General features: G+C 73.5%; 17 protein-coding genes. 6 read left to right on the top strand and 11 right to left on the bottom strand.

What is annotated here, in order from left to right:
• The first annotated feature begins 114 nt into the window (after positions 1-114).
• A complete protein-coding gene (locus AB0G50_RS01140) occupies positions 115-1260 on the top strand; it encodes a GNAT family N-acetyltransferase (RefSeq protein WP_360100666.1) in 1146 nt (381 codons plus the stop codon).
• On the opposite strand, the gene AB0G50_RS01135 is transcribed toward AB0G50_RS01140, so the two are convergent.
• From AB0G50_RS01135 to AB0G50_RS01105, 7 genes are all read right to left on the bottom strand, one after another.
• On the bottom strand, positions 1211-2158 hold the full coding sequence (locus tag AB0G50_RS01135) for an SCO2521 family protein (protein ID WP_360100663.1): 948 nt from the start codon (positions 2156-2158) through the stop codon (positions 1211-1213). The genes AB0G50_RS01140 and AB0G50_RS01135 overlap by 50 nt on opposite strands.
• On the bottom strand, positions 2152-3117 hold the full coding sequence (locus AB0G50_RS01130) for an SCO2522 family protein (protein ID WP_360100660.1): 966 nt from the start codon (positions 3115-3117) through the stop codon (positions 2152-2154). The genes AB0G50_RS01135 and AB0G50_RS01130 overlap by 7 nt, the downstream gene beginning before the upstream one ends.
• Positions 3114-4022: an SCO2523 family variant P-loop protein gene (locus AB0G50_RS01125; RefSeq protein ID WP_360100657.1), complete on the bottom strand. Its 909-nt coding sequence runs from the start codon at positions 4020-4022 to the stop codon at positions 3114-3116. The genes AB0G50_RS01130 and AB0G50_RS01125 overlap by 4 nt, the downstream gene beginning before the upstream one ends.
• On the bottom strand, positions 4019-5866 hold the full coding sequence (locus AB0G50_RS01120; protein WP_360100654.1) for an SCO2524 family protein: 1848 nt from the start codon (positions 5864-5866) through the stop codon (positions 4019-4021). Before AB0G50_RS01120 ends, AB0G50_RS01125 begins: the two co-directional genes overlap by 4 nt.
• On the bottom strand, positions 5863-6612 hold the full coding sequence (locus tag AB0G50_RS01115) for an SCO2525 family SAM-dependent methyltransferase (RefSeq protein WP_360100651.1): 750 nt from the start codon (positions 6610-6612) through the stop codon (positions 5863-5865). Before AB0G50_RS01115 ends, AB0G50_RS01120 begins: the two co-directional genes overlap by 4 nt.
• Positions 6613-6709: 97 nt before the next feature.
• Positions 6710-7984: a hypothetical protein gene (locus AB0G50_RS01110; RefSeq protein WP_360100648.1), complete on the bottom strand. Its 1275-nt coding sequence runs from the start codon at positions 7982-7984 to the stop codon at positions 6710-6712.
• Between the two features lie 220 nt (positions 7985-8204).
• Entirely contained in the window at positions 8205-8990 is a 786-nt protein-coding gene (locus tag AB0G50_RS01105; protein ID WP_360100645.1) for an SAM-dependent methyltransferase, read from the bottom strand.
• A 202-nt stretch (positions 8991-9192) separates the two neighbouring features.
• Here AB0G50_RS01105 and AB0G50_RS01100 point away from each other — a divergent pair, with 202 nt between their 5' ends.
• Positions 9193-9813 (top strand): hypothetical protein, encoded by a 621-nt coding sequence (locus AB0G50_RS01100; protein WP_360100642.1) that lies wholly within the window; start codon positions 9193-9195, stop codon positions 9811-9813.
• A 976-nt stretch (positions 9814-10789) separates the two neighbouring features.
• Here AB0G50_RS01100 and AB0G50_RS01095 read toward each other — a convergent pair.
• Positions 10790-12343: an amidohydrolase gene (locus AB0G50_RS01095; protein WP_360100639.1), complete on the bottom strand. Its 1554-nt coding sequence runs from the start codon at positions 12341-12343 to the stop codon at positions 10790-10792.
• A gap of 74 nt (positions 12344-12417) precedes the next feature.
• Between AB0G50_RS01095 and AB0G50_RS01090 the strand changes: the two genes are divergently transcribed.
• Both AB0G50_RS01090 and AB0G50_RS01085 read left to right on the top strand, forming a co-directional pair.
• Entirely contained in the window at positions 12418-13365 is a 948-nt protein-coding gene (locus AB0G50_RS01090) for a methionyl-tRNA formyltransferase (protein WP_360100636.1), read from the top strand.
• Between the two features lie 58 nt (positions 13366-13423).
• On the top strand, positions 13424-14092 hold the full coding sequence (locus tag AB0G50_RS01085; RefSeq protein ID WP_360100633.1) for an HNH endonuclease family protein: 669 nt from the start codon (positions 13424-13426) through the stop codon (positions 14090-14092).
• Positions 14093-14102: 10 nt separating this feature from the next.
• On the opposite strand, the gene AB0G50_RS01080 is transcribed toward AB0G50_RS01085, so the two are convergent.
• Positions 14103-14903: a hypothetical protein gene (locus tag AB0G50_RS01080; RefSeq protein WP_360100630.1), complete on the bottom strand. Its 801-nt coding sequence runs from the start codon at positions 14901-14903 to the stop codon at positions 14103-14105.
• A 148-nt stretch (positions 14904-15051) separates the two neighbouring features.
• On the opposite strand from AB0G50_RS01080, the gene AB0G50_RS01075 reads away from it, so the two are divergent.
• Positions 15052-16530, top strand: coding sequence for a CYTH and CHAD domain-containing protein (locus AB0G50_RS01075; protein ID WP_360100627.1), 1479 nt, complete (start codon positions 15052-15054; stop codon positions 16528-16530).
• Between the two features lie 135 nt (positions 16531-16665).
• Positions 16666-18180, top strand: coding sequence for a beta-N-acetylhexosaminidase (locus AB0G50_RS01070; protein ID WP_360100625.1), 1515 nt, complete (start codon positions 16666-16668; stop codon positions 18178-18180).
• Here the strand turns inward: AB0G50_RS01070 and AB0G50_RS01065 are convergent.
• Together AB0G50_RS01065 and AB0G50_RS01060 are read right to left on the bottom strand one after the other, a co-directional pair.
• The gene (locus AB0G50_RS01065) at positions 18151-18531 is read right to left on the bottom strand and encodes a DUF779 domain-containing protein (RefSeq protein ID WP_360100622.1); all 381 of its coding nucleotides are present in this window, start codon (positions 18529-18531) and stop codon (positions 18151-18153) included. The two genes, AB0G50_RS01070 and AB0G50_RS01065, sit on opposite strands and share 30 nt — an antisense overlap.
• Complete coding sequence (locus AB0G50_RS01060; protein WP_360100619.1) at positions 18531-20054, bottom strand: aldehyde dehydrogenase family protein; 1524 nt, start codon at positions 20052-20054, stop codon at positions 18531-18533. The genes AB0G50_RS01065 and AB0G50_RS01060 overlap by 1 nt, the downstream gene beginning before the upstream one ends.
• Between the last annotated feature and the right edge of the window lie 20 nt (positions 20055-20074).

Here is a 20074-nt window from a genome sequence, read left to right as displayed (position 1 = left end):
CCTCCCGACGGCCGGACCGCCGGGAATCGGTCGCCCCGCGGCGGCATTAGTGCGGACGGCGGCGCGAGCCGGGCTGGGATGCTCGGTGGACCGCCGACTCCGGGGAGCACACCCTTGGCCGACGTCAGAGCCGCGACCACCGCGGACGAGGCGAGCGTGGAAGCGTTGCTGCGTCGATGCCTGCCGGACGCCGGGCCGGCGGAGGCGACGGCGGTCGCCGTGCAGGACGGTGTCGTCGTCGGTGTGGTGTGCGCCGAGACGCCGCTGTCGGGGCACCTGGTGGTCACCGTGCTGGCCGTGCACCCCGACGCGCGTCGCCGGGGTGTCGCGTCGTCGTTGGTCGGCTTCCTGCTCGCCGAACGCGCGCACCACCACCGGTTGGCGTCGCTGACCACGACCTCCGAGGACCACGCGGTGCTCCGGCTCGCGTTCCGGCACGGGTTCGTGGTGTTCGCCGCCGAGCCCCGGCGCGGGGGCGATCCCGTGCTGCGGCTGCACCTGCAACGACACGCGCGCCGACGGTTCCACCTGCGGTCCGGCGAGGGGCTGCTGGTGCGCGCCGACTCGACCGATCACCTCTCCGCGCTGCTCGGCTCGGGCGACTGGGTGCTCACCGGCCTGACCTCGGGCGTACCGCGGTTCGAGGTGTGCCGGATCGACCGGGACGACATGGCGACCCTGCGGTCGGACGAGAACTCGGGCTCGGTCACGTTCGCGGGCAACATGCTGGCCGCCATCACGTTCATCCTCGGCATCCTGTTCGCCTCGCCGCAGTTCCCGAACGACGTGCGCATCCTGCTCATCACCGCGGCGTTCTCCACGCTCCTGTCACTGGTGATCTACGCCAACGCGACCGGCGACCTGGCCCGGCTCCGCGCCGACGAGTTCGCCGACCACGCCCGGGTCGGCAACGTGCTGTCCGAGTACGGCGGCGTGCTGCCGTTCCTGATCTCGCTGCCGGTCGCCTTCGCGCAGGTGGCCCACTCGTTCCCGGCCGCGCTGATCACCGGCGCGGCGAGTTCGGCCGCGCTGCTGGGCTACATGCGATCCCGGTTCTCGATCGCGTCCCGGTACCCGACGAGCGTCACCACCGCCGTGCTACAGGCCCTGATCTGCGCCGACCCGCTGCTCGGGGTGGTCATCACGCAGTACTTCGAGATCGCCTGGCCGTGGACCGCCTCGACGGTGGCGATGCTGGCCGCGTTGGCGCTCATCCACCTGCGCGGCCACTCGGAGGAGGCGTCCCCCGTCCGGCGGTGACCGCGCGCAGCGCCACCTGGTCCCGCACCCAGGCCACGTTCCGCGTCCACGTGCGGGAGAAGCCCGGTGACTCCTCGAACCCCTCCCACAGCGGCCACAGCGCCGGGTGGACCGTCGCGCCCGGCATCCACAGGCGCACCAACAGGGTCAGCGCGGGACGGAGCAGCCCGATCGGGTCGACGCCCGCGGCCAGGTCGCGCTCCACCCGCTCGACCACGTTGTCCAGCGCCGTGTAGAGCCAGTCGTGCAGCGCCAGGTCCTCGCAGAACCGGAGCGCCTCGCCGACCAGCTCGGGCGGCACGACCAGGTCCGCGGTGCGCCGCATGTCGCTGTCGACGTGCAGGTGCGCGGTCGGGCACGCCTGCCGCCCCACCGTCACGCTCCACCTCAGCCTGGTCGGCCAGGTGCGCAGCGCGGTGCGCCGGTCCAGCTGCGGCCGTCCCTGCACGAGGGTGAGCACGCGCTGGCTGAACGAACCCAGGTCGAGCGACTCGCGCGGCGATTCCGACCGCTGACCGCCGCGCACCACGTCCGCGGGCTCCGCGGCGCCGAGCACGTCGACCTCGCCGCGCCGGTGCGCGTAGTGCGACCAGGACCGGCGCTCGCGGTCGGTCACCCAGCGCAGCGCGGTCCGCGCCGAGGACTGCACCACGACGCCACCCACCACGACCGCGCGGGTCGCGACCGTGCCGATCGCGCGCGCCCGCCGGGGCGGCTCGGTGGCGAGCGCGCAGTCCACACCGGACACCAGGTCCGGCGACGTGGTGCGGGCGACCGGCCGGTCGACCGACGAGGTCCGCGATCCCGGCCGCAGCGCCAGCAGGTCCGCGACCGCCTGGCGGGGCAGCGGACCCGAGTTGTGCAGCAGCCCGGTGCGCACCTCGCCGAGGATCACCACGGCGTGCCGTCCACGAACACCCTGGTGTGCCGGTCGCGGAGGCGGTCGGGCAGCGCAACGCCCTCCGCACGCGCGCGCTCCACCACGAGCCCGGCCACCTCCTCCTCCGGCACGAGGTGGTCGAGGATCACGTCCACCGCGTGCTCGACGCCCACCCGGGAGGCGGGCAGGATCGACGCGGTGCGGTAGGCGGTGTACGGACTCGCGTCCGCGCGCAGCCGGACCACGGCGGGCAGGTCCTCCCACCGGGCGGGCCAGGTGTCGGGCCACGCGCGCGGTACGGCGACCGGGTCGCCCTCGTGCCGCAGCACGCCGAGCCGCGTCAGTTGCGCGACCGCCGCCAGGAACGCGGCGGACCACCGGCGCGACGACGGGTCGTCGCGCCACAACTCGACGTCGAGGAACACCGAGTGGCCGCGCCTGCCGAACTCGACCGGCGGCGACCAGCGGTGCGCGGGTGTCATGGCCTGGCCCGCGCGGTCGGGTGTCGAGCGCTCGCCGTTGCACAGCCAGCCCGTGTCGTGGGTCGGGGGGCGGGAGCCGTTGGTGCCGACGGGCGGTTCGGGCACCAGCATCGCGGCGACCACCTCGGCCAGCGGAACGCCGTCCGCCTCGTGGCAACCGGCTTCGCGGGTCAGGTAGTCGATCCGCACGTCGAACTCGCCGGCCGCGCTCAGCAGCCGGTCCAGCACCTCCTGGGGTCGGCTGTCCGGGCAGTGGTAGTCGTCGATCAGGAAGCACGTGCTCAGCCGCGGCCGCAGATCCGGCCGTTCGGCGGCCAACGAGGCGCGCACCGCGTCCGACCACGGCGCGACCCGGCGGAACAACGCGCGCGCCGCGCCCTCGTCGGCCAGGATCTCGGCCACGCCCAGGCGGCCGACCTCGACCGAGAGGTGGGCCAGCGGCACCTGGGCGACCCGCCGCTCGGCGACGCGCTCGGAGTAGCCGGACGCACTCACACGAGCTCCCACATCGCGGGGTCCACCAGCCGGTCCGCCAGCTCGCGGAACGCGACCACGGTGCCCTCGGACGCGATGCCGGCCGCGACGTCGGACTCCGCGATCACCTGTTCCCGCCACTGGAGCACCGGTTCGACCGGCGTCACGCCGAGCACGCGACTGCGGCCGAGCCGGCGCTCCACCGCGAGCGAGCGCAACTCGGCGTCGCACGCCAGCAGCCACGCGGCCAGGGCGGGCGTGGCGCGGTGATCGGAGATCTTCAGGTCGGGCACGGCGACCCGCACGTACCGGATCGCGTCCAACAGCTCGTCGGGCTGGTGGCCGACGCTCTGCCCGACCGAGAGCAGGCCGCGGTGGCCGTGCACCAGACCGGACGCGGCGAGCACGTGCTGCCTGGTCCAGCGGTGGAACACGAGCCACCGGACGGTCGAGGGCGCCAGCGCCCTGTGCGCGGTGGCTTCGAGCGCCATGGACAGCGCGTACGAGCGACCGCCGCTCAGGTCCACCACGCACACGTCGAACTCGGCGTCGAGCCGGGCGAGCAGGTCGACGCACCGCCGCGTGGACTCGGCGGACACCGAGAACTCGGCGCCGCCCCGGTCACCGGGCACCAGCACGAGCCTGCCGCGCCGCGCGCCGCCGTCGCGGAGGTCGCTCCTCGCGGTGCGCGACCAGACGTCCAGCTGCGCCGGTTCGGCGATCGCGTCGGTGAAGTAGGAGTGCAGGCCGCCGTGGTCGATCCCGCGGTCGGCCACGCCGACCTCGAACACCGCGCCCACCGTGGGCGAGCCGAAGTCGAAGTCGACGTAGACGACGTCGTGCCGCTGCGCGAGGTGGTAGGCGACGTTGCACCCGGTGACGGTGCGGCCGGAGCCGCCCTTGTCGGACGCGGCGAAGACGATCATCGAACCCCCCTCGACGCGTCCTGCTCGGCGACGGCCAGTTCGTCCAGGCTCAGCAGCGCCTCGTGCGCGAGGGCGGACGCGGTGGCGGGTCGTTCCGCGAGCACCTCGCGCGCCCGACCGAGTCTCCGCTCGACCGCGGTGATCGCGTGGCTGCGGGCGGAGGTGTCGTCGGAGTCGGCGCGCAGCAGCATCCGGTTCAGCAGGTGCTCCGCCTCGTGCAGGGCCTCCTCGGCGTGCGCACCGAGGACGGCGCTGCTCAGCGGGCGGTCCGCGTACGCCCGCGCGGCCACGACGAGCGCCTCGACCACCCGCTCGGTGGTCGCCCAGGACAACGCGGCGGAACCGGCCGCGACTCCCGGCACCCCACCCGGGTCGTCCCACAGGCCGGCCGGGTCGCCCTCGCCGATCCGCCGCCGGGACAGGTGGTCCATGACCGTCTCGGCGAGCCTGGCGAGCCGGTCGCGGGTCGGTCTGCCGGTGGACAGGTGGCCCGCGACGAGGCACCAGCGCAGCAGCAACGGCGCGAAGTCGACGGTGTGCCGGTGCAACGGCGGTCCGAGCTCCTCCGCGCCGGGCAGCGGTAATCGCACCCCGGGCGGCAGCACGGCGGCGGCCTGGTCGTCCCGGGTGACCCGGCGGGTGATCCGGCCGCGACCGGCCAACGCCTCCAGCACGCCCGCGACCGGTTCGACGTCCTCGTCGGTGGTCCGGCGCAGCTCGAGGTCCCGGATGACCGCGCCGGTCACCAGGAGCGTGGCGAAGTCGGACTCGTCGCCGTCGGACGTGCGCCAGGGCAGGTCCTCCAGCGGCCACGGCGTGCCCGACCTGGCCACCGCGGACCAGTAGCGCAGCGTCAGGTCCTGGCGGATCCGCAGCGCCTCGGCCAGCTGCCGCTGCTCGTCGTCCAGCAGGCCGAGGGCACGGGTCCGCGTCGAGTGGAGGTCCTCGACGCAGTCCAGCACGAGCAGGGTGGCGTACAACTGCGGTCGCGGCTCGGCGACACCGGGCACCGAGCCGATCACCGGCTGCCTGCCGATCTGCGGGTTGTCGACCTCGATCGGCGCCGCGCCGGACGAGATGCCCCACGTCCAGCCGATCTCGAACAACCGTCCGGAGTCGTCGAGGTCGAGCGACTCGGACAGGCCGACGCGCACGTCCTCCAGCAGCCGGGTGCGCACCCGGTGCAGGCGGTCGGCGAGCCGCGCGACGGCCACGGTCGAGGACTCGTCCGGCCGGCGCACGGTCGCGATCATCGCCTCGTGCGCGGCACTGCCCGGGTCCGCGATGTGGACCACGAACGAGCGCAACAGGCCCACGAGCGCCGCGGTCAGCCTCGCCCTCAGGCTGTCCTGGACGCGCTCGATCCGGTGGACCAGCGCCGGCCTTCGGGCCACCTGCGGGCGGTACGCGGACAGGAAACCCAGCGCCGACAGGCACAGGCCGACCGAGCGCGCGTAGGAGTCGACCAGCCCGAGTTCGCACTGCTCGGGCGTCGGCGTCGTGCCGTCCGCGGCGACGAGCAGCGTCCACCCGTCGAACACCGGCTCGCCGTCCTGGACGTGCCGCTCCAGGAACTCCTCGATCACCTCGACCAGCCGGAACGGGATCGTCCGCGGCTCGCCGAGTCGTCCCAGCGCCTGCGCCACGTCGTCGGCCATCACGTCGGGCGTGTCCAGCGCGAGCGCGGGCAGTTCGGTGGCCGGGCGCAGCAGGCACAGCAGCAGGCTCGCGCCCGACACCGAGTCGGAGGAATGGCCTTCCGGGTGCCACACGCCGTCCCGGTAGGCGGACTTCGCCAGCGCGCGCCAGACGTCGAGGAGCATCCGCCGCGGCTGGATCCTCATCGGGCGAGTCCGTGCGCGTAGACCATGCCGGTGTACCCGTCGCGTACCTTGCCGCCGTCGGACCTCGCCCTCCCGACGACGACCTCGGTCGCCACCCCGTCGAGGCTGTCGGCGACGTCGTCCGCGTCGACGCGGACGGCCGGGAACCGCACCCCGCCGACCTCGTAGCCCTCGGAGTTCTCCATGAACGCCAGGAAGAACGGCGCGCCCGTCCGCAGCGCGCCGAGGAACCGGCGGACCGCCGCGGTGAACTCGGCGCGCTCGGTCGAGATCGACTCGGCGACGAAGAACATGGTGCCGACGTCCCAGCCGCCGGCCGCCGGGTCCAGGTCGAACACGCTGCCGCGCACCACCTCGGCCCGTCGCGCCAGCACCGCCGCCGGGTCCGCCAGCGCGGCGTGGGCGGGGTGCTCGGCCAGCAGTGCCCAGAACGGCCCCCACGCGCGCGACCACGACGGCCAGCCGGCCGCGACCTGCTCGCGCAACCACGCCACGTTGGTCGGCGAGTGCTCGTACAGGGTGAGCGACCGGCAGTACGGCAGCATCGACAGCGCCGGGTAGAGGTTCGCGCCGGTGCCGACGTCCAGGCCGCGCAGGTCGGACCGCCCCGCGCACCGCTCGCCGAAGAACTCGCGGGCCGAACCGACCAGGTCGCGGTCTTCGGCGCCGACCTCGGCGTAGTTGTGTCGCAGGTAGTCCTCGGGATCGAATCCGGACCAGTCGACTTCCGCGTTCGGCTGTGCCACCACCTCACCCTACCTGCGGGAACAACGCCCGGAAATGCGTCGAATTCCCGCAGAAATGCGGCGATCGCCCATCATGAGCACTAGTCGTGACCGCATTTCACGCGGGCAGCGCGGTCGGGCACGATTCCGAGTGACAACCCCACTTCGCCGACGCCGGTGAGCGGCCGATGGTCACCAGGGCCGCGTGGGCCAGGAAGTTCTCGCGCTTGGTGTGCTCGTCCACCGACGAGCAGGTGCACGGGCGCGGCGGGGGTGGGCGTTCGTCGTAGGCCAGGCCCATGTAGCCCGGCGGCACCCCGAGCGCGCGGCCGATGTCGGCGAGTTCGTCGTAGTCCTCGACCTTGCGGCCGGCGACGACCTCCTCCACCTCGGACACCTCGCGGCCGGTGAGCGCGGCGATCCGGGACAGCGGCACGCCGTGCTGGCGCAGCAGGAGGTACACCGCGCCGACGTCCCGGCGGGCCAGCGCGTCGCGGACCTCGCGCTGCTCCCACACGTCCGGCAGGTCGACCTCGCGCGCCGCGAGGACGGCCCGTTCGCGCACCGCCGGGCCGGGCGCGGTGGTGGCGAGCCACTGGGTCCACGCCCACTCCGGCTCGACCGGTCTCGGCACGGCCGGGCCGCCCAGGTCCAGGGCGACGCCGCGGACCGCGTCGCGCAGCCCGAAGGTCACCGCCGCGGCGCCCGGGATGCCGCACGCCGACCTGGTCAGCACCGCGGCCACCGCGTCACCCGGCGGGCCGCCCCGCCAGTGCAGCTCCACCGCGCCGGGCACGGGCGCGCAGTGCAGCCACGCGGCGCCGCGCCACAGCGGCAGTCGGCGGAACACGCCGCTGAGCAGGTCGGCGGGCGTGTCGCCGGGTTCGACGACCTCGCGCACGTCCAACTCCTCGCTGAGCGCGAGGTCCGCCGACACGCCGGCCGCGACCGCGTGCCGCCACCGCTCGCGCGTCACGCCCAGCAGCCGCACCTCGCCCTCGCACGAGCGCAGGTCGAGGTGGTCGCGGCCGGGGAACGCGCGCAACCCCGGCACGCCGCGGATCCGCCGGCCCGCGACGCTCGGCAGCGCCTCGGCGAGCAGGTGGTCCAACCCCGCGTCGTGCACGTGCAGGCCGACCACCCGCGAGTCCAGCTGCACGCGGTTGACCAGCGCGGTCGGCCGCAGCGGGCAGCCGCGTCGGCGCATGCCCGCCATCGCGCGGTTGACCGCGAGCAGCAGCGCGGCCTCGATCCGGGACTGGCCGTCGCGCTGCGCCGACGGCACGAGCGGCCCGAGCGCGAAGCCCGCACCGCCGCGCTGCCTGCGCACCATGTTCGGTGTCTCGCCCGTGCAGCGGCAGCGCTTGTCCAGAGCCTGGAAGCTTGTCGACACGAAGACCCTCCGGTCGACGCCGCCCGGTCGACGCCACCGCGTTCGACGGGTCGCCGGCGAACAGCGCGGTTGTGGCGGGGACTGCGGTGCGCTTCCCGCGCTCTGGAGGCACCCGCTCCGTCCGGGTCAGGAGGAGCCTCGGCGGCAGCCGCAACTGCCTGGACCCGAAGCTACCGAACCCCCGTGCCGGGACGCGATCACACGAAGGTGGGATTCGGGCTCACGGGACCTTCCGGCCGACGGCCGCGAGTCCGGCGAACCGCTCGGGCCGCCCGTCCACGTCGTCCGGGCTCGCGGGCCGCCACAGGGGCAGGTGCACGACACCCGGCTCGACCAGGTCGAACCCGGCGAACAGGGCCTCCACCTGCGCCTTGGTGCGCATGGTCATCGGGGTGGCGGTGCGCCTGCGGTACAGGTCCTGGTGCTCGTCGGCCTGTGCCCGCTGCCCGTCCCGGGTGGCGTGCGAGACGACCAGGTGGCTGCCGGGCACGACCGCGTCCCGGTAGGCCGCGATCACCGGCGCGGGGTCGTCCACGAAGTGCAGGACCGCCACCGTCATCACCGCGACGGGGCGGGAGAGGTCGAGCAGGTCGGTCACCTCGGGCGAGTTCAGCACCTTCTCCGGGTCGCGCAGGTCCTCGCGGACCACGGCGGTGCGCGGGTCGCCGTCCAGGATCGTGCGGCTGTACGCGGCGGCGACCGGGTCGTTGTCCACGTAGACGACGCGGGCGTCCGGGTTGCGGGCGAGGGCGACCTCGTGCACGTTGCCGACGGTCGGGATGCCCGAGCCCAGGTCGAGGAACTGGTCGATGCCGGCGGCCGCGCAGAACTCCACCGCGCGGCGCAGGAAGGCCCGGTTCGCCTGCATGATCAACGGCACCTCGGGCCACATCGCGATCGCCTGCTCGGCCATCTCGCGGTCGACCGCGAAGTTGTGCGCGCCGCCCAGGTAGTAGTCGTAGACGCGCGCCGCGCTGGGCTTGGTCAGGTCGATGTCGGGCTCCACGGTCCTCCTGTCGTCGGGCACTACGTTCCCAGCACCTCCGACGGCCGCCGCGAGCACCCTTCACCTTCCGTTGTGTCACTCTTCCGGACTAGTCGATCCGAGTCGTTCCGGCGCTCGTCCGAACGGGTACGAGGCCCGTTTTTGTCGTACCCCGCCGGTAGAATCTCGAACAGAGGTTCGATCAGCGGAGGGGAGCTACGCCGTGGAGCCGATCAGCGTCACCGCCCTGTCCTTCACCGAGTACGCGATGAGCGGCCAGCGGGGCCGGATCAGCATCGTGACCGAGCAGCGGAGCATCTACCTGGCCGAGGCCGGGTGGCCGTGCGGGTTCTACAACCCGGTCCGCAACGCGATGCGCCGCGCCTTCAACTCGCCCGACCCGGCCGCGGAGTTGGCGGGCGCGGTCGAGTCGGCGCACCTGAACGGCCAGGAGCGGGCGTTCGAGGAGATCAGGGAGGGTTTCCTGCCGTGGCTCGCGGCGACCGGCGCGACGGGCGTGCCGGTGTCCGCGACCCGGTGGCGCTCGGGCGAGCTGACCCTGAAGGTCCGCCCGCACCTGGGCCTGCGGCTGCCGGACGGCTCGACGGCGGCGGTGCTGGTGTACGTCAAGGAACGCCCGATGACGCAGGAGTCGGCGAACGTGGGCCTGCGGATCCTCCAGCAGACGATGTCCGCCACCCTGCCGGACGCCACGCCGCTGGTCCTGGACGCCCGGCGCGGTCGCGCGTTCCGGATGGCGAAGCGCACCAACCTGCACAAGCTCGACGCCCTGATCGCGGCGGAGGCGGCGGGGTACGTCGTGCACTGGAGGATGAGCGCCTGAACGAGAGGACGAGCTGATCGACCGGGCCGGTGGCACACGTCCACCACCGGCCCGAGGGGGACGCACGGGGAACGGCTGCGCCGTCGGCCTCGGGGGGACAGGCGGAGCGCTCCTGCCTGGGTGCGAAGGTCACGGCGACGGCTGACGCGCGCCGTCAGCGGACCTCAGGGGCGCGCGCCAAGGGCGGGGGCGCCACCGGCTTCCGGGGCACGCGAAGCGCGGGCGCACCCCTGTCTGGGCGCAGAAAGGCGGATGGCAAGACCCTCCCCAGGTATGCGTGAAGGGCAGGGAGGCGCCACCGACCTCCAGGGGCACGCGAAGCGCGGGTGCGCCCTGTCCTGGGCACACGAAGGCGGGAGGCAAGGCCCGCCCTGGCACGCGCGAAGGGCGGGAGGCGCCACCGACCTCCGGAGGCGCGCGGAGCGCGGGTGCGCCCCTGCCCCGGGCACGCAGGGGGCGAAGCCCCGCCCTGGGCACGCGCGAAGGCCGAGGGCGAGCCTGGTGGAGGCGGCGCGGAGGACAGGTCCGCCACCGGCCCAGGACACGCGGAGGGCAGGAGGCGGGGCCGGGGGCACGACGGAAGGGCGGGAGGCGCCACCGACCCTCCGGGGGCACGCGAAGCGCGCGTGCACCCCTGCCCCGGGCACGCAGGAGGCGAAGCCCGCCCTGGGCGCGCGCGAAGGACGGGAGGCGAGGCCTGCCTCAGGCATGCGCGTAGGCCGGGGGGAGGCCGGTGGAGGAAGCGAAGGACAGGTGCGCCACCGGCCGGGCGGGCAGGCGACGGGCTCGTGCGTCCGCGAAGCGCGAGAGTCGAGGTCGGCCCGGGCAGGTGGGCCACCGACCCCGGGCGCCCGCCCCGGACCGGTGCGCCACCGGTTCGGGGCGGGCGAAGGGCGGCGGGCGAGGACGGCCCCGGCACGCGTGTCGGGCAGACCCCACCCGAGACAGTGAGGTCTGCCCGACGCACGCGCGACGGTCAGGAGGCGAGGCCGGTCGGGTCGTGGGCGAAGGTGCCGTCCACGATCGTGGCCAGCACCTCGATGTCGCCGATCCCGGACACCGGCACCGTCCTCGGGTCGTCGGCCAGCACGGTGAAGTCGGCCAGCCTGCCCTCGGTGATCGCGCCGAGGTCGGCCTCGACGCCGCACGCGTAGGCCGCGCCCGAGGTGTACGCCGCGATCGCCTGGTCGACCGTCAGCGCCTCGTCGGGCCCGATGGAGCGACCACTCGCCGACTTCCGCTCGACCAGGAACTGGATGCCGCGCAACGGGCTGCCGTCCGCGACCGGCCGGTCCGAACTGCCCGCCAGCACCACCCCGCGGTCGACGAGGGACCGGCCCCGGTACAGCCAGTCGGCGCGGCCCGGCCCCATGATCGTCGCGTAGTCGTCGCCGTAGGACCACAGGAAGGTCGGCTGCACCACCGGGATCACGCCCAGCGCCGCGATCCGGTCCACCTGGTCGGGCCGGACGAGGCCGCAGTGCTCGATCCGGTGGCGGGCGTCGGGGCGGGGCAGGGTCGACTGGGCCTCGGCGATCGCGTCCAGCGCGAAGTCGACCGCCCGGTCCCCGATCGCGTGCACGGCCAACTGCCACCCCGCCCGGTGGCCGTCCAGCACCGCCGACCGCATCGCCTCCGGGTCGTCCTGCAACTGGCCGACGCCGCCGACGCCGACGTACGGCTCGGTCAGCGCCGCGGTCCGGGCGATCATGCCGCCGTCGGCCCACAGCTTCAGCGCGCCGATCGACAGCCGCAGGTCGCCGAGCCCGGTGCGCAGCCCCAGTGGCACGGCACGGGAAATGCCGTCGGAACGGTGCGCCGCCACCGGTTCCAGCCGGTCGGCGGAGATCATCAGCTGCACCCGGATCGGCAGCGAGGCGCGGTGGTAGGCCTCGACCTCCAGCGGACTGCTGCCGATCAACCCGCCGCCGACACCGGCCTCGGCGGCGAACACGACACCCTCCCGCAGGCACTGCCGCGCGCCGCGCTCGACGTCCGCCGCGATGTCGTCCAGCGCGTAGGGCAACCGCATGGCGCGCACCGCCGTCTGCGCCGCCTCCGCGAGGAACCCGGTCGAGTCGCCGGCCACCGACGCCGGCAACAGGGCCAGCACGTCCCCGCTCACCACGCACGCGTGCCCCGACACGTCCTGCACGTACACGCGCGGACCCACCGCGTCCAGGTCGCGCGCGGTCAACGGGCGGTCGAGCACGCGGTGGTCGTACCCGGCGGCCTCCAACCACTCCGACGTCCGCGCCACGCCGCGCAACAGGTCCACGACCTCGGCCACCGTGGCGCATTGGGAGATGTCCGGCGTGCGGGTCGCCCGCCCGGCCCACGCCAGGTGGTTGTGCGCGTCGACAAACCCCGGCAGCACCACCGCGCCACCCAGGTCGACCACCCGCCTCGCGGGCGCGTCGCCCACGTCCACCCCGGCGATCCGGCCGCCCCACACACCGACCGACGACGCCTCGCGGCCGCCGTCCCCTGTCACGAACCGGGCGTTCACCAGCTTCAGGTCGAGGATCACCCGCCCAGGCTAGTCCCGAGCCCACTTAGGTTAGGGTTGGATAACTTAGGCAAGCCTACACAAGGAGGAGCCTGATGCGGGTCGTCATGTTCGGCTACCAGACCTGGGGGCACCGCACGCTCCAGGCGCTGCTCGACTCCGAACACGAGGTCGTCCTGGTGGTCACCCACCCCAAGGGCGAGGGCGCTTACGAGAAGGTCTGGTCCGACTCGGTCGCCGACCTGGCCGCCGAGCACGGCGTCGAGACGATCATCCGCAACCGGCCGGACGACGACGAGCTGTTCCAGCGCCTCAAGGAGGTCGCGCCGGACGTGATCGTGGCGACCAACTGGCGCACCTGGATCCCGCCGCACGTCTTCTCCCTCCCGAAGCACGGCACGTTGAACGTGCACGACTCGCTGCTGCCCGCCTACGCGGGTTTCTCGCCGTTGATCTGGGCGCTGATCAACGACGAGAAGGAGGTGGGCGTCACCGCGCACCTGATGGACGAGACGCTCGACGCGGGCGACATCGTGTTCCAGCGCTCGGTGCCGGTCGGTCCGCGCGACACCACGGCCGACCTGTTCCACAAGACGCTGGAGCTGTTCGGGCCGATCACCGTCGACGGGCTGGCCGAGATCGCCAAGGGCCGCACCGACTTCACCCGGCAGGACCGGTCGAAAGCGAGCTTCTTCCACAAGCGCGCCGAGGAGGACCTGCGCGTGGACTGGACGTGGGAGGCCGACGAGCTGGACCGGTTGGTGCGCGCGCAGTCCGCCCCGTACCCGAGCGCGTTCACGTTCCACCGCGGCCGCCGGCTCGAGATCGTGGAGGCCGAGGTGTCGCGGGAGAACTACGGCGGCACGCCCGGCCGGATCTTCTACCGCGAGGGCGACGGCGTCGCGATCGTCGCGGGCGCGCTGGCCCGGCGCGGGCGGAACAAGGCGTTGCTGGTCAAGAAGGTCCGCACCGAGGACGGCGTGGAACTGCCCGCCGCCGAGTACTTCACCCGGATGGGCGGGTACCTGACCGCCACGCCGTGATCGCGGCCGCCACGACCCGGTGATCGCGTCGTGACCGTGATCGCTGATCATTGCGACCATGAGTCGCACGCGGTCGACCACCCTGACGAGTGCCGTCGTTCTCGTCCTGCTGGTCGTGGTCGGGTACTACCTGTCGCAGTACCGGGATTCGACCGCGCCCCAGGGCACCCCGGCGCCGACCGCCGCGTCCCCGGTTCCCGCCGGGGACGCGGCCGCCAAGCTGGCCGCGCTGGTGGTCGCGCCCGAGGCGAAGATGACGGGCTACAGCCGGGACCGCTTCCCGCACTGGAGCGGGCAGGGCAACTCCTGCGACACCAGGGAAGTCGTGTTGCAACGGCAGGGCAAGGACGTGAAGACCGACGCGGAGTGCAAGGCCACGTCGGGAACCTGGACGAGCGTCTACGACGACAAGGTCGTCACCGACGCCAAGGACCTGGACATCGACCACACCGTGCCGCTGGCCGAGGCGTGGCGCTCCGGCGCGGACAAGTGGACCGACGAGCAGCGGCAGAAGCTCGCCAACGACCTCGGCGGGCAGCAGCTGATCGCGGTCACCGCGAACACCAACCGGGCCAAGGGCGACCAGGACCCGGCGAAGTGGATGCCGCCCGCGGCGGGCTACGCCTGCAAGTACGTGTCGGACTGGATCGCGGTGAAGAGCGCCTACGCCCTCACCGTCGACCAGGCCGAGCACGACGCGCTGGCGAAGATCCTCGCCGGCTGCTGAGCGGAGGCCGCTAGGGCCGCAGGGCGCGCAGCTGCTCGGCCAGGTCGGTGTAGACCTCGTGCCGGCGCACCCACGCGGCCGAGCCGGACGACGGCGACGGGGTGTCGCCCAGCGGCGCCACGGCCGACCGCACGCCGTACTCCAGCCGGTAGGCGACCAGGCCGACCGCCGCGCGCATCCACGGCGTCGGGTCCGGGCTGGTGATCTCGCCCAGGCCGACCCGGAACCACACGGGCAGCCGGTTCTCGTCCCGCAGCGCGCGTTCCAGCCTGGCGAGGGCGGCGTCCCGGATCCGGTCCCGCGCCTTGTCGCCCGCCAGGATCGCCTCGCGGCGCCACATCTCCTCGCCCGCGACCCGGTCGGCCTCGATCCGGTGCGCGGCGTCGGCGGCGGAGCCCTCGCGGACCTCGATCTGCCACTCGAGCTGGTGCACCGAGTGCTCCAGGTCGTCGCGCTCGTAGCGGGGCACGCGACCGCCCGCGATCCGGCGCTGGCCCTCCTCGCGGCGCTGCCGCAGCGAGTCGAACTCGGCGACCTCGTTGCGCAGCTCGACGCGCACGGAGTCGGCGAGCACCTCCTGCTCGGCGTCCCACGCGACCCGGAGCGCGCCGACGATGTCGGCGACCTCGTCGGTCACCGCGTCGAGGTCCTCGTCGGGACCCGCGCCGGTGCCGGCGAGCCGGCGTTCGAGGACGAGGACCCGCTGGCTGACCCGGCCGAGTTCGGCGGTCAGGGCCTGCGTGGTCGCGACGAGGTCGGCGACGATCGGCTCGATCTTCTCGAGCCGCTCCTTCTCCGTGGGCTCAGGCACGCTCACAGCAAACCTCATCGGCCCGTCCAGTCCAGAGCACGTCGAAAAAACCACGCTGTTGTCCGCAAGGAGCACTCGGCAGGGGCAACGGCGGTATCACCCAGAGTGACCTGGGGTAAACACCAGCTGGACGGTGTATGCCTAGGACATGTCCACCACGGTCAACGAAACCGAACGCAAGTACGAAGCACCCGACGGCACCACGCTGCCGGAGCTGTCCGACCTGCCCGGCGTCGCCGCCTCGGCGGGCCCGGAGCAGCAGCAGCTGGAGGCCGTCTACTACGACACGTCCGACCTGCGGTTGGCCCGGGCCGGGTTGACCCTGCGCAGGCGCACGGGCGGCGACGACGCCGGCTGGCACCTCAAGCTGCCGGTCGGCGGCGACACCCGCGAGGAGGTCAGGCTGCCGCCCGGCCGGGCCGCGAAGCGACCGCCGAAGGAACTGGGCTCGCTGGTCCAGGTGCACGCTCGGGGCGGGGCGCTGACACCGGTCGCGCGGATCCGGACCTCCCGGCAGCGCTGGCAGCTCGTCGACGGCCGCGGCCGGCTGCTCGCCGAGGTGGTCGTGGACCTGGTGTCCGCGCGCACCTCGGACGAGGGCGCGGCGGCGGACAGCTGGCGAGAGGTCGAGGTCGAGCTGGGCGAGCACGGCGACACGGCGCTGCTGGACCGGGTCGAGGAGCGGCTGGCGGCCGCGGGCATCCGGCGGTCCACCTCGTCGGCGAAGCTGACCCGGCTGCTGGCCGACCGGATCGCGCCCGGACCGCCCACCCGCACCGGCCGCACGGCGGGCGACCTCGTCGTGGCCTACCTGCGCGACCAGGCCGACGCGCTGGCCCGCTGGGACCCGCGGGTGCGCCGCCGGGAGGACGACGCGGTGCACCAGATGCGGGTGGCCACGAGGCGGGCGCGCAGCGCGTTGCAGGCGTTCGGCGCGATCGTCGGCCGCGACCACACCCGCGCGCTGACCGACGAGCTGAAGTGGCTCGCGGGCGTGCTGGGCGAGGCGCGTGACCTGGAGGTGCTGCGCACGCGGTTCGAGGACGCCGTGGCCGGGCTGGACGACACGCTCGTGCTCGGCTCCGTGTCCGCGCAGCTGACCAGGCACTTCGCCCCGCTGGAGGCCGCCGCGCACGACAGCGCCGTCGGCGCGCTGGACAGCCCGCGCTACTTCGCGCTGCTCGACGCGCTGGACGCGCTGATCGCCGACCCGCCGCTGACCCCGCTCGCCCGCGCCAAGGCCAAGAAGGAGCTGCCGCGGCTGATCGCGCGCACCTACCGGCGGCTGGCGAAGCGGGCCGAGGACGCGCACGACGACGAGGCGCTGCACGACGCGCGCAAGGCGGCCAAGCGGCTGCGGTACGCGGTGGAGGTGGCCGAGCCGCTGCTGGGCGAGCCCGCCCGGAAGTACCGGAAGAAGGTCAAGGACGTGCAGACGGTGCTCGGCGAGCACCAGGACAGCGTGGTGGCCCGGCCGGTGCTGCGGGAGCTGGGCGCGCAGGCGCACCTGGACGGCGAGAACGGGTTCACCTTCGGTCTGCTGAGCGGGTTGGAGGTCGCCCACGCGCAGCGCCTGGAGCGCGAGTTCGCCGGGGTCTGGCGCGGTCTGGGCAAGCCGAAGCTCTAGCCGATTGGTCTGGACCTTGACACCCCCGAGCCCGGCTGGAACGGTGGTCCGACCGCCGGTGCCCGGGATACGCCGCCGTGCCGGGAAGGACGCCGGCGGGGCTCTGCGAGCCGCGTGGCCGCCGGTCGGCACGCGGTGGCGGCTCCAGCCGACGCAACCCCGGAGACGTCGTTGCCGCACATCGTGCCCGCTCCCGTCGAGCTCACACCCCGGCCGGGAACCACCTTCACCCTCGACGCGGACACCGCCGTCCACACCCACCCCGGCTCGCCGGAGGCGCTGGAGGTCGGCGAGTACCTGGCCGGGATCCTGCGGCCGTCGACCGGCTACCCGCTGCCGGTCGCCCAGGGCGAGTCGGACCGGGGCGTCGTGCTGTCCCTGTCCGGCGCCGACCCGGTGGTCGGCGCCGAGGGCTACCGGCTGGACGTGACCGAGGACGCCGTGACGATCCGGGCCACCACGGCCGCCGGGCTGTTCGCGGGCGTGCAGACGTTCCGGCAGCTGCTGCCCGCCGCGATCGAGGCCGCCGACGAGCAGCCCGGGCCGTGGACCGCGCCCGGCGTCACCGTGCTCGACCACCCCCGGTACCCGCACCGCGGCGCGATGCTCGACGTGGCGCGGCACTTCTTCCCGCCGGCCGAGGTGAAGCGGTTCATCGACCTGATCGCCGGCTACAAGATCAACCACCTGCACCTGCACCTGACCGACGACCAGGGTTGGCGACTGGAGATCAAGAGCCGGCCCGAGCTGACCGCGCGCGGCTCGCTCACCCAGGTCGGCGGCGGCGAGGGCGGCTTCTACACCCAGGAGGAGTACCGCGACCTGGTCGCGCACGCGGCGTCGCGGCACATCACGGTGATCCCGGAGATCGACCTGCCGGGCCACACCAACGCCGCGCTCGTCGCCTACCCGGAGCTGAACGCGGACGGCGTGGCCAAGGAGCCCTACACCGGCATCGAGGTCGGGTTCAGCTCGGTGGCCATCGGCTCGGACGCCACCTACGAGTTCATCGACGACGTGCTGGGCGAGCTGGCGGCGCTGACGCCCGGGCCGTACCTGCACATCGGCGGCGACGAGGCGCTGAAGACGCCCGAGGACGAGTACGTGGCGTTCATCCGGCGACTGCTGCCGATCGTGGCCAAGCACGGCAAGACCGCGCTCGGCTGGCACGAGTACCTCAAGGCCGAGCCCGCGCCGGACGTGCTCGCGCAGTGGTGGGGCACCGATCCGAAGGCGCCGGAGCTGGTCGCGGCGGCCGAGCGCGGCAACAAGGTCGTGCTCTCGCCCGGGAACCGGTCGTACCTGGACATGAAGTACGACGAGCACTTCGCGCTCGGCCTGAAGTGGGCCGGGTACGTCGAGGTGCGCGACGCCTACGACTGGGACCCGGGCGCGTACGTCGAGGGTCTGCCCGCCGACGCGGTGCTGGGCGTCGAGGCTCCACTGTGGACGGAGACCGTCGAGCGCCGGGAGCACATCGACCGGCTGGTGTTCCCGCGGCTGCCCGCGATCGCCGAGCTGGGCTGGTCGCCGCGCACGACGCACGACTGGGAGTCCTTCCGCGGGCGCCTGGCCGCCCAGGCGCCGCGCTGGAAGGTCCAGGGCGTCGACTTCCACCCCTCACCCCAGATCGCGTGGGACGAGGTCTGACGCCACCTCCTCGTCGGTGAGGAGCCGGGACCGGGTGAGGAAGCGGACCCCCAACGGGGCTTCCAGCGAGAAGCCCGCGCCCCTTCCCGGAACCACGTCGATGGTGAGGTGGGTGTGCCGCCAGTACTCGAACTGCGCGGCCGACATCCACACCGGCACCGACGCCTCCCCCACGTCCAGGTCACCGAGGTGGACGTCGGAGGCGCCGGTCCGGAACTCGCCCGCCAGGTAGCACATCGGGGCGCTGCCGTCGCAGCACCCGCCGGACTGGTGGAACATCAGCTCGCCGTGCTCGGCCCGGAGGCCGCGGATCACGTCCGCGGCCTCCGGGGTCACCGCCAGGCGGGGCATCAGAAGAAGCCCTGGGCGTTCTGCGAGTAGCTGACCAGCAGGTTCTTCGTCTGCTGGTAGTGGTCGAGCATGACCTTGTGGTTCTCCCGGCCGATGCCGGACTGCTTGTACCCGCCGAAGGCCGCGTGGGCGGGGTAGGAGTGGTAGTTGTTCACCCACACCCGGCCGGCCTGGACGTCGCGGCCCGCGCGGTAGGCGGTGGAGCCGTCCCGGGACCACACGCCCGCGCCGAGGCCGTACAGGGTGTCGTTGGCGGTTTTGATCGCGTCGTCGTAGTCGTCGAACTTGGCCACCGACACGACCGGTCCGAAGATCTCCTCCTGGAAGATCCTCATCTTGTTGTCGCCCTCGAAGATCGTCGGCGTCACGTAGTAGCCGCCGGACAGCTCGCCGCCGAGGTCGGCCCGCTCGCCGCCGGTCACCAGCCGCGCGCCCTCGCGCTTGCCGATGTCGATGTAGGCCAGGATCTTCTCCAGCTGGTCGTTCGACGCCTGCGCGCCGATCATCGTCTCGGTGTCCAGCGGGTGCCCCTGCTTCACCGCCCGGGTCCGCGCCGTCGCGTCGGCCAGGAACCGGTCGTAGATGGAGCTCTGGATCAGCGCGCGCGACGGGCACGTGCAGACCTCGCCCTGGTTGAGGGCGAACATCGTGAAGCCCTCGAGCGCCTTGTCGTAGAACGCGTCGTTCTGCGCGGCCACGTCGGCGAAGAAGATGTTCGGGCTCTTGCCGCCCAGCTCCAGCGTCACCGGGATGATGTTCTCGCTGGCGTACTGCATGATCAGCCGGCCGGTCGTGGTCTCGCCGGTGAAGGCGACCTTCGCGACCCGGCTGCTGGACGCCAGCGGCTTGCCCGCCTCGACGCCGAACCCGTTGACCACGTTGAGCACGCCCGGCGGCAGCAGTTCCGCGATCAGGCTGATCAGCACGTGGATCGACGCGGGCGTCTGCTCGGCGGGCTTGAGCACCACGCAGTTGCCGGCAGCCAGCGCGGGCGCGAGCTTCCACGTCGCCATCAGCAGCGGGAAGTTCCACGGGATGATCTGCGCGACCACGCCCAGCGGCTCCTGGAAGTGGTAGGCCACCAGGTCCTGGTCGATCTGCGAGATGCCGCCCTCCTGCGCCCGGATCACGCCCGCGAAGTAGCGGAAGTGGTCCACCGCGAGCGGCAGGTCCGCGGCCAGCGTCTCCCGGATCGGCTTGCCGTTCTCCCACGTCTCGGCGACCGCCAGCGCCTCGAGGTTGTCCTCGATGCGGTCGGCGATCTCGTTGAGCACGTTGGCCCGCTGCGCGGGCGAGGTCCGGCCCCACGCCCGGGACGCGCCGTGCGCCGCGTCGAGCGCCTTCTCCACGTCGTCCGCCGTGCCGCGGGCGATCTCGGTGAACGTCTCACCGGTCACCGGGGTGGGGTTGGCGAAGTACCCGCCCTTGGCCGGCGGCACGTACTCGCCGCCGATGAAGTGGTCGTACCGGTCCTGGTAGCTGACCACGCTCCCCGGTTGCCCCGGTGCCGCGTACCTGGCCATGTCACGCCTCCCGCATCGTC

Source organism: Actinosynnema sp. NPDC020468 (genome assembly GCF_040642015.1).
Classification (GTDB): Bacteria; Actinomycetota; Actinomycetes; order Mycobacteriales; family Pseudonocardiaceae; genus Actinosynnema.
Note: the sequence above shows the minus strand (reverse complement) of the source record. Positions and strands in the feature narration are given on the sequence as shown.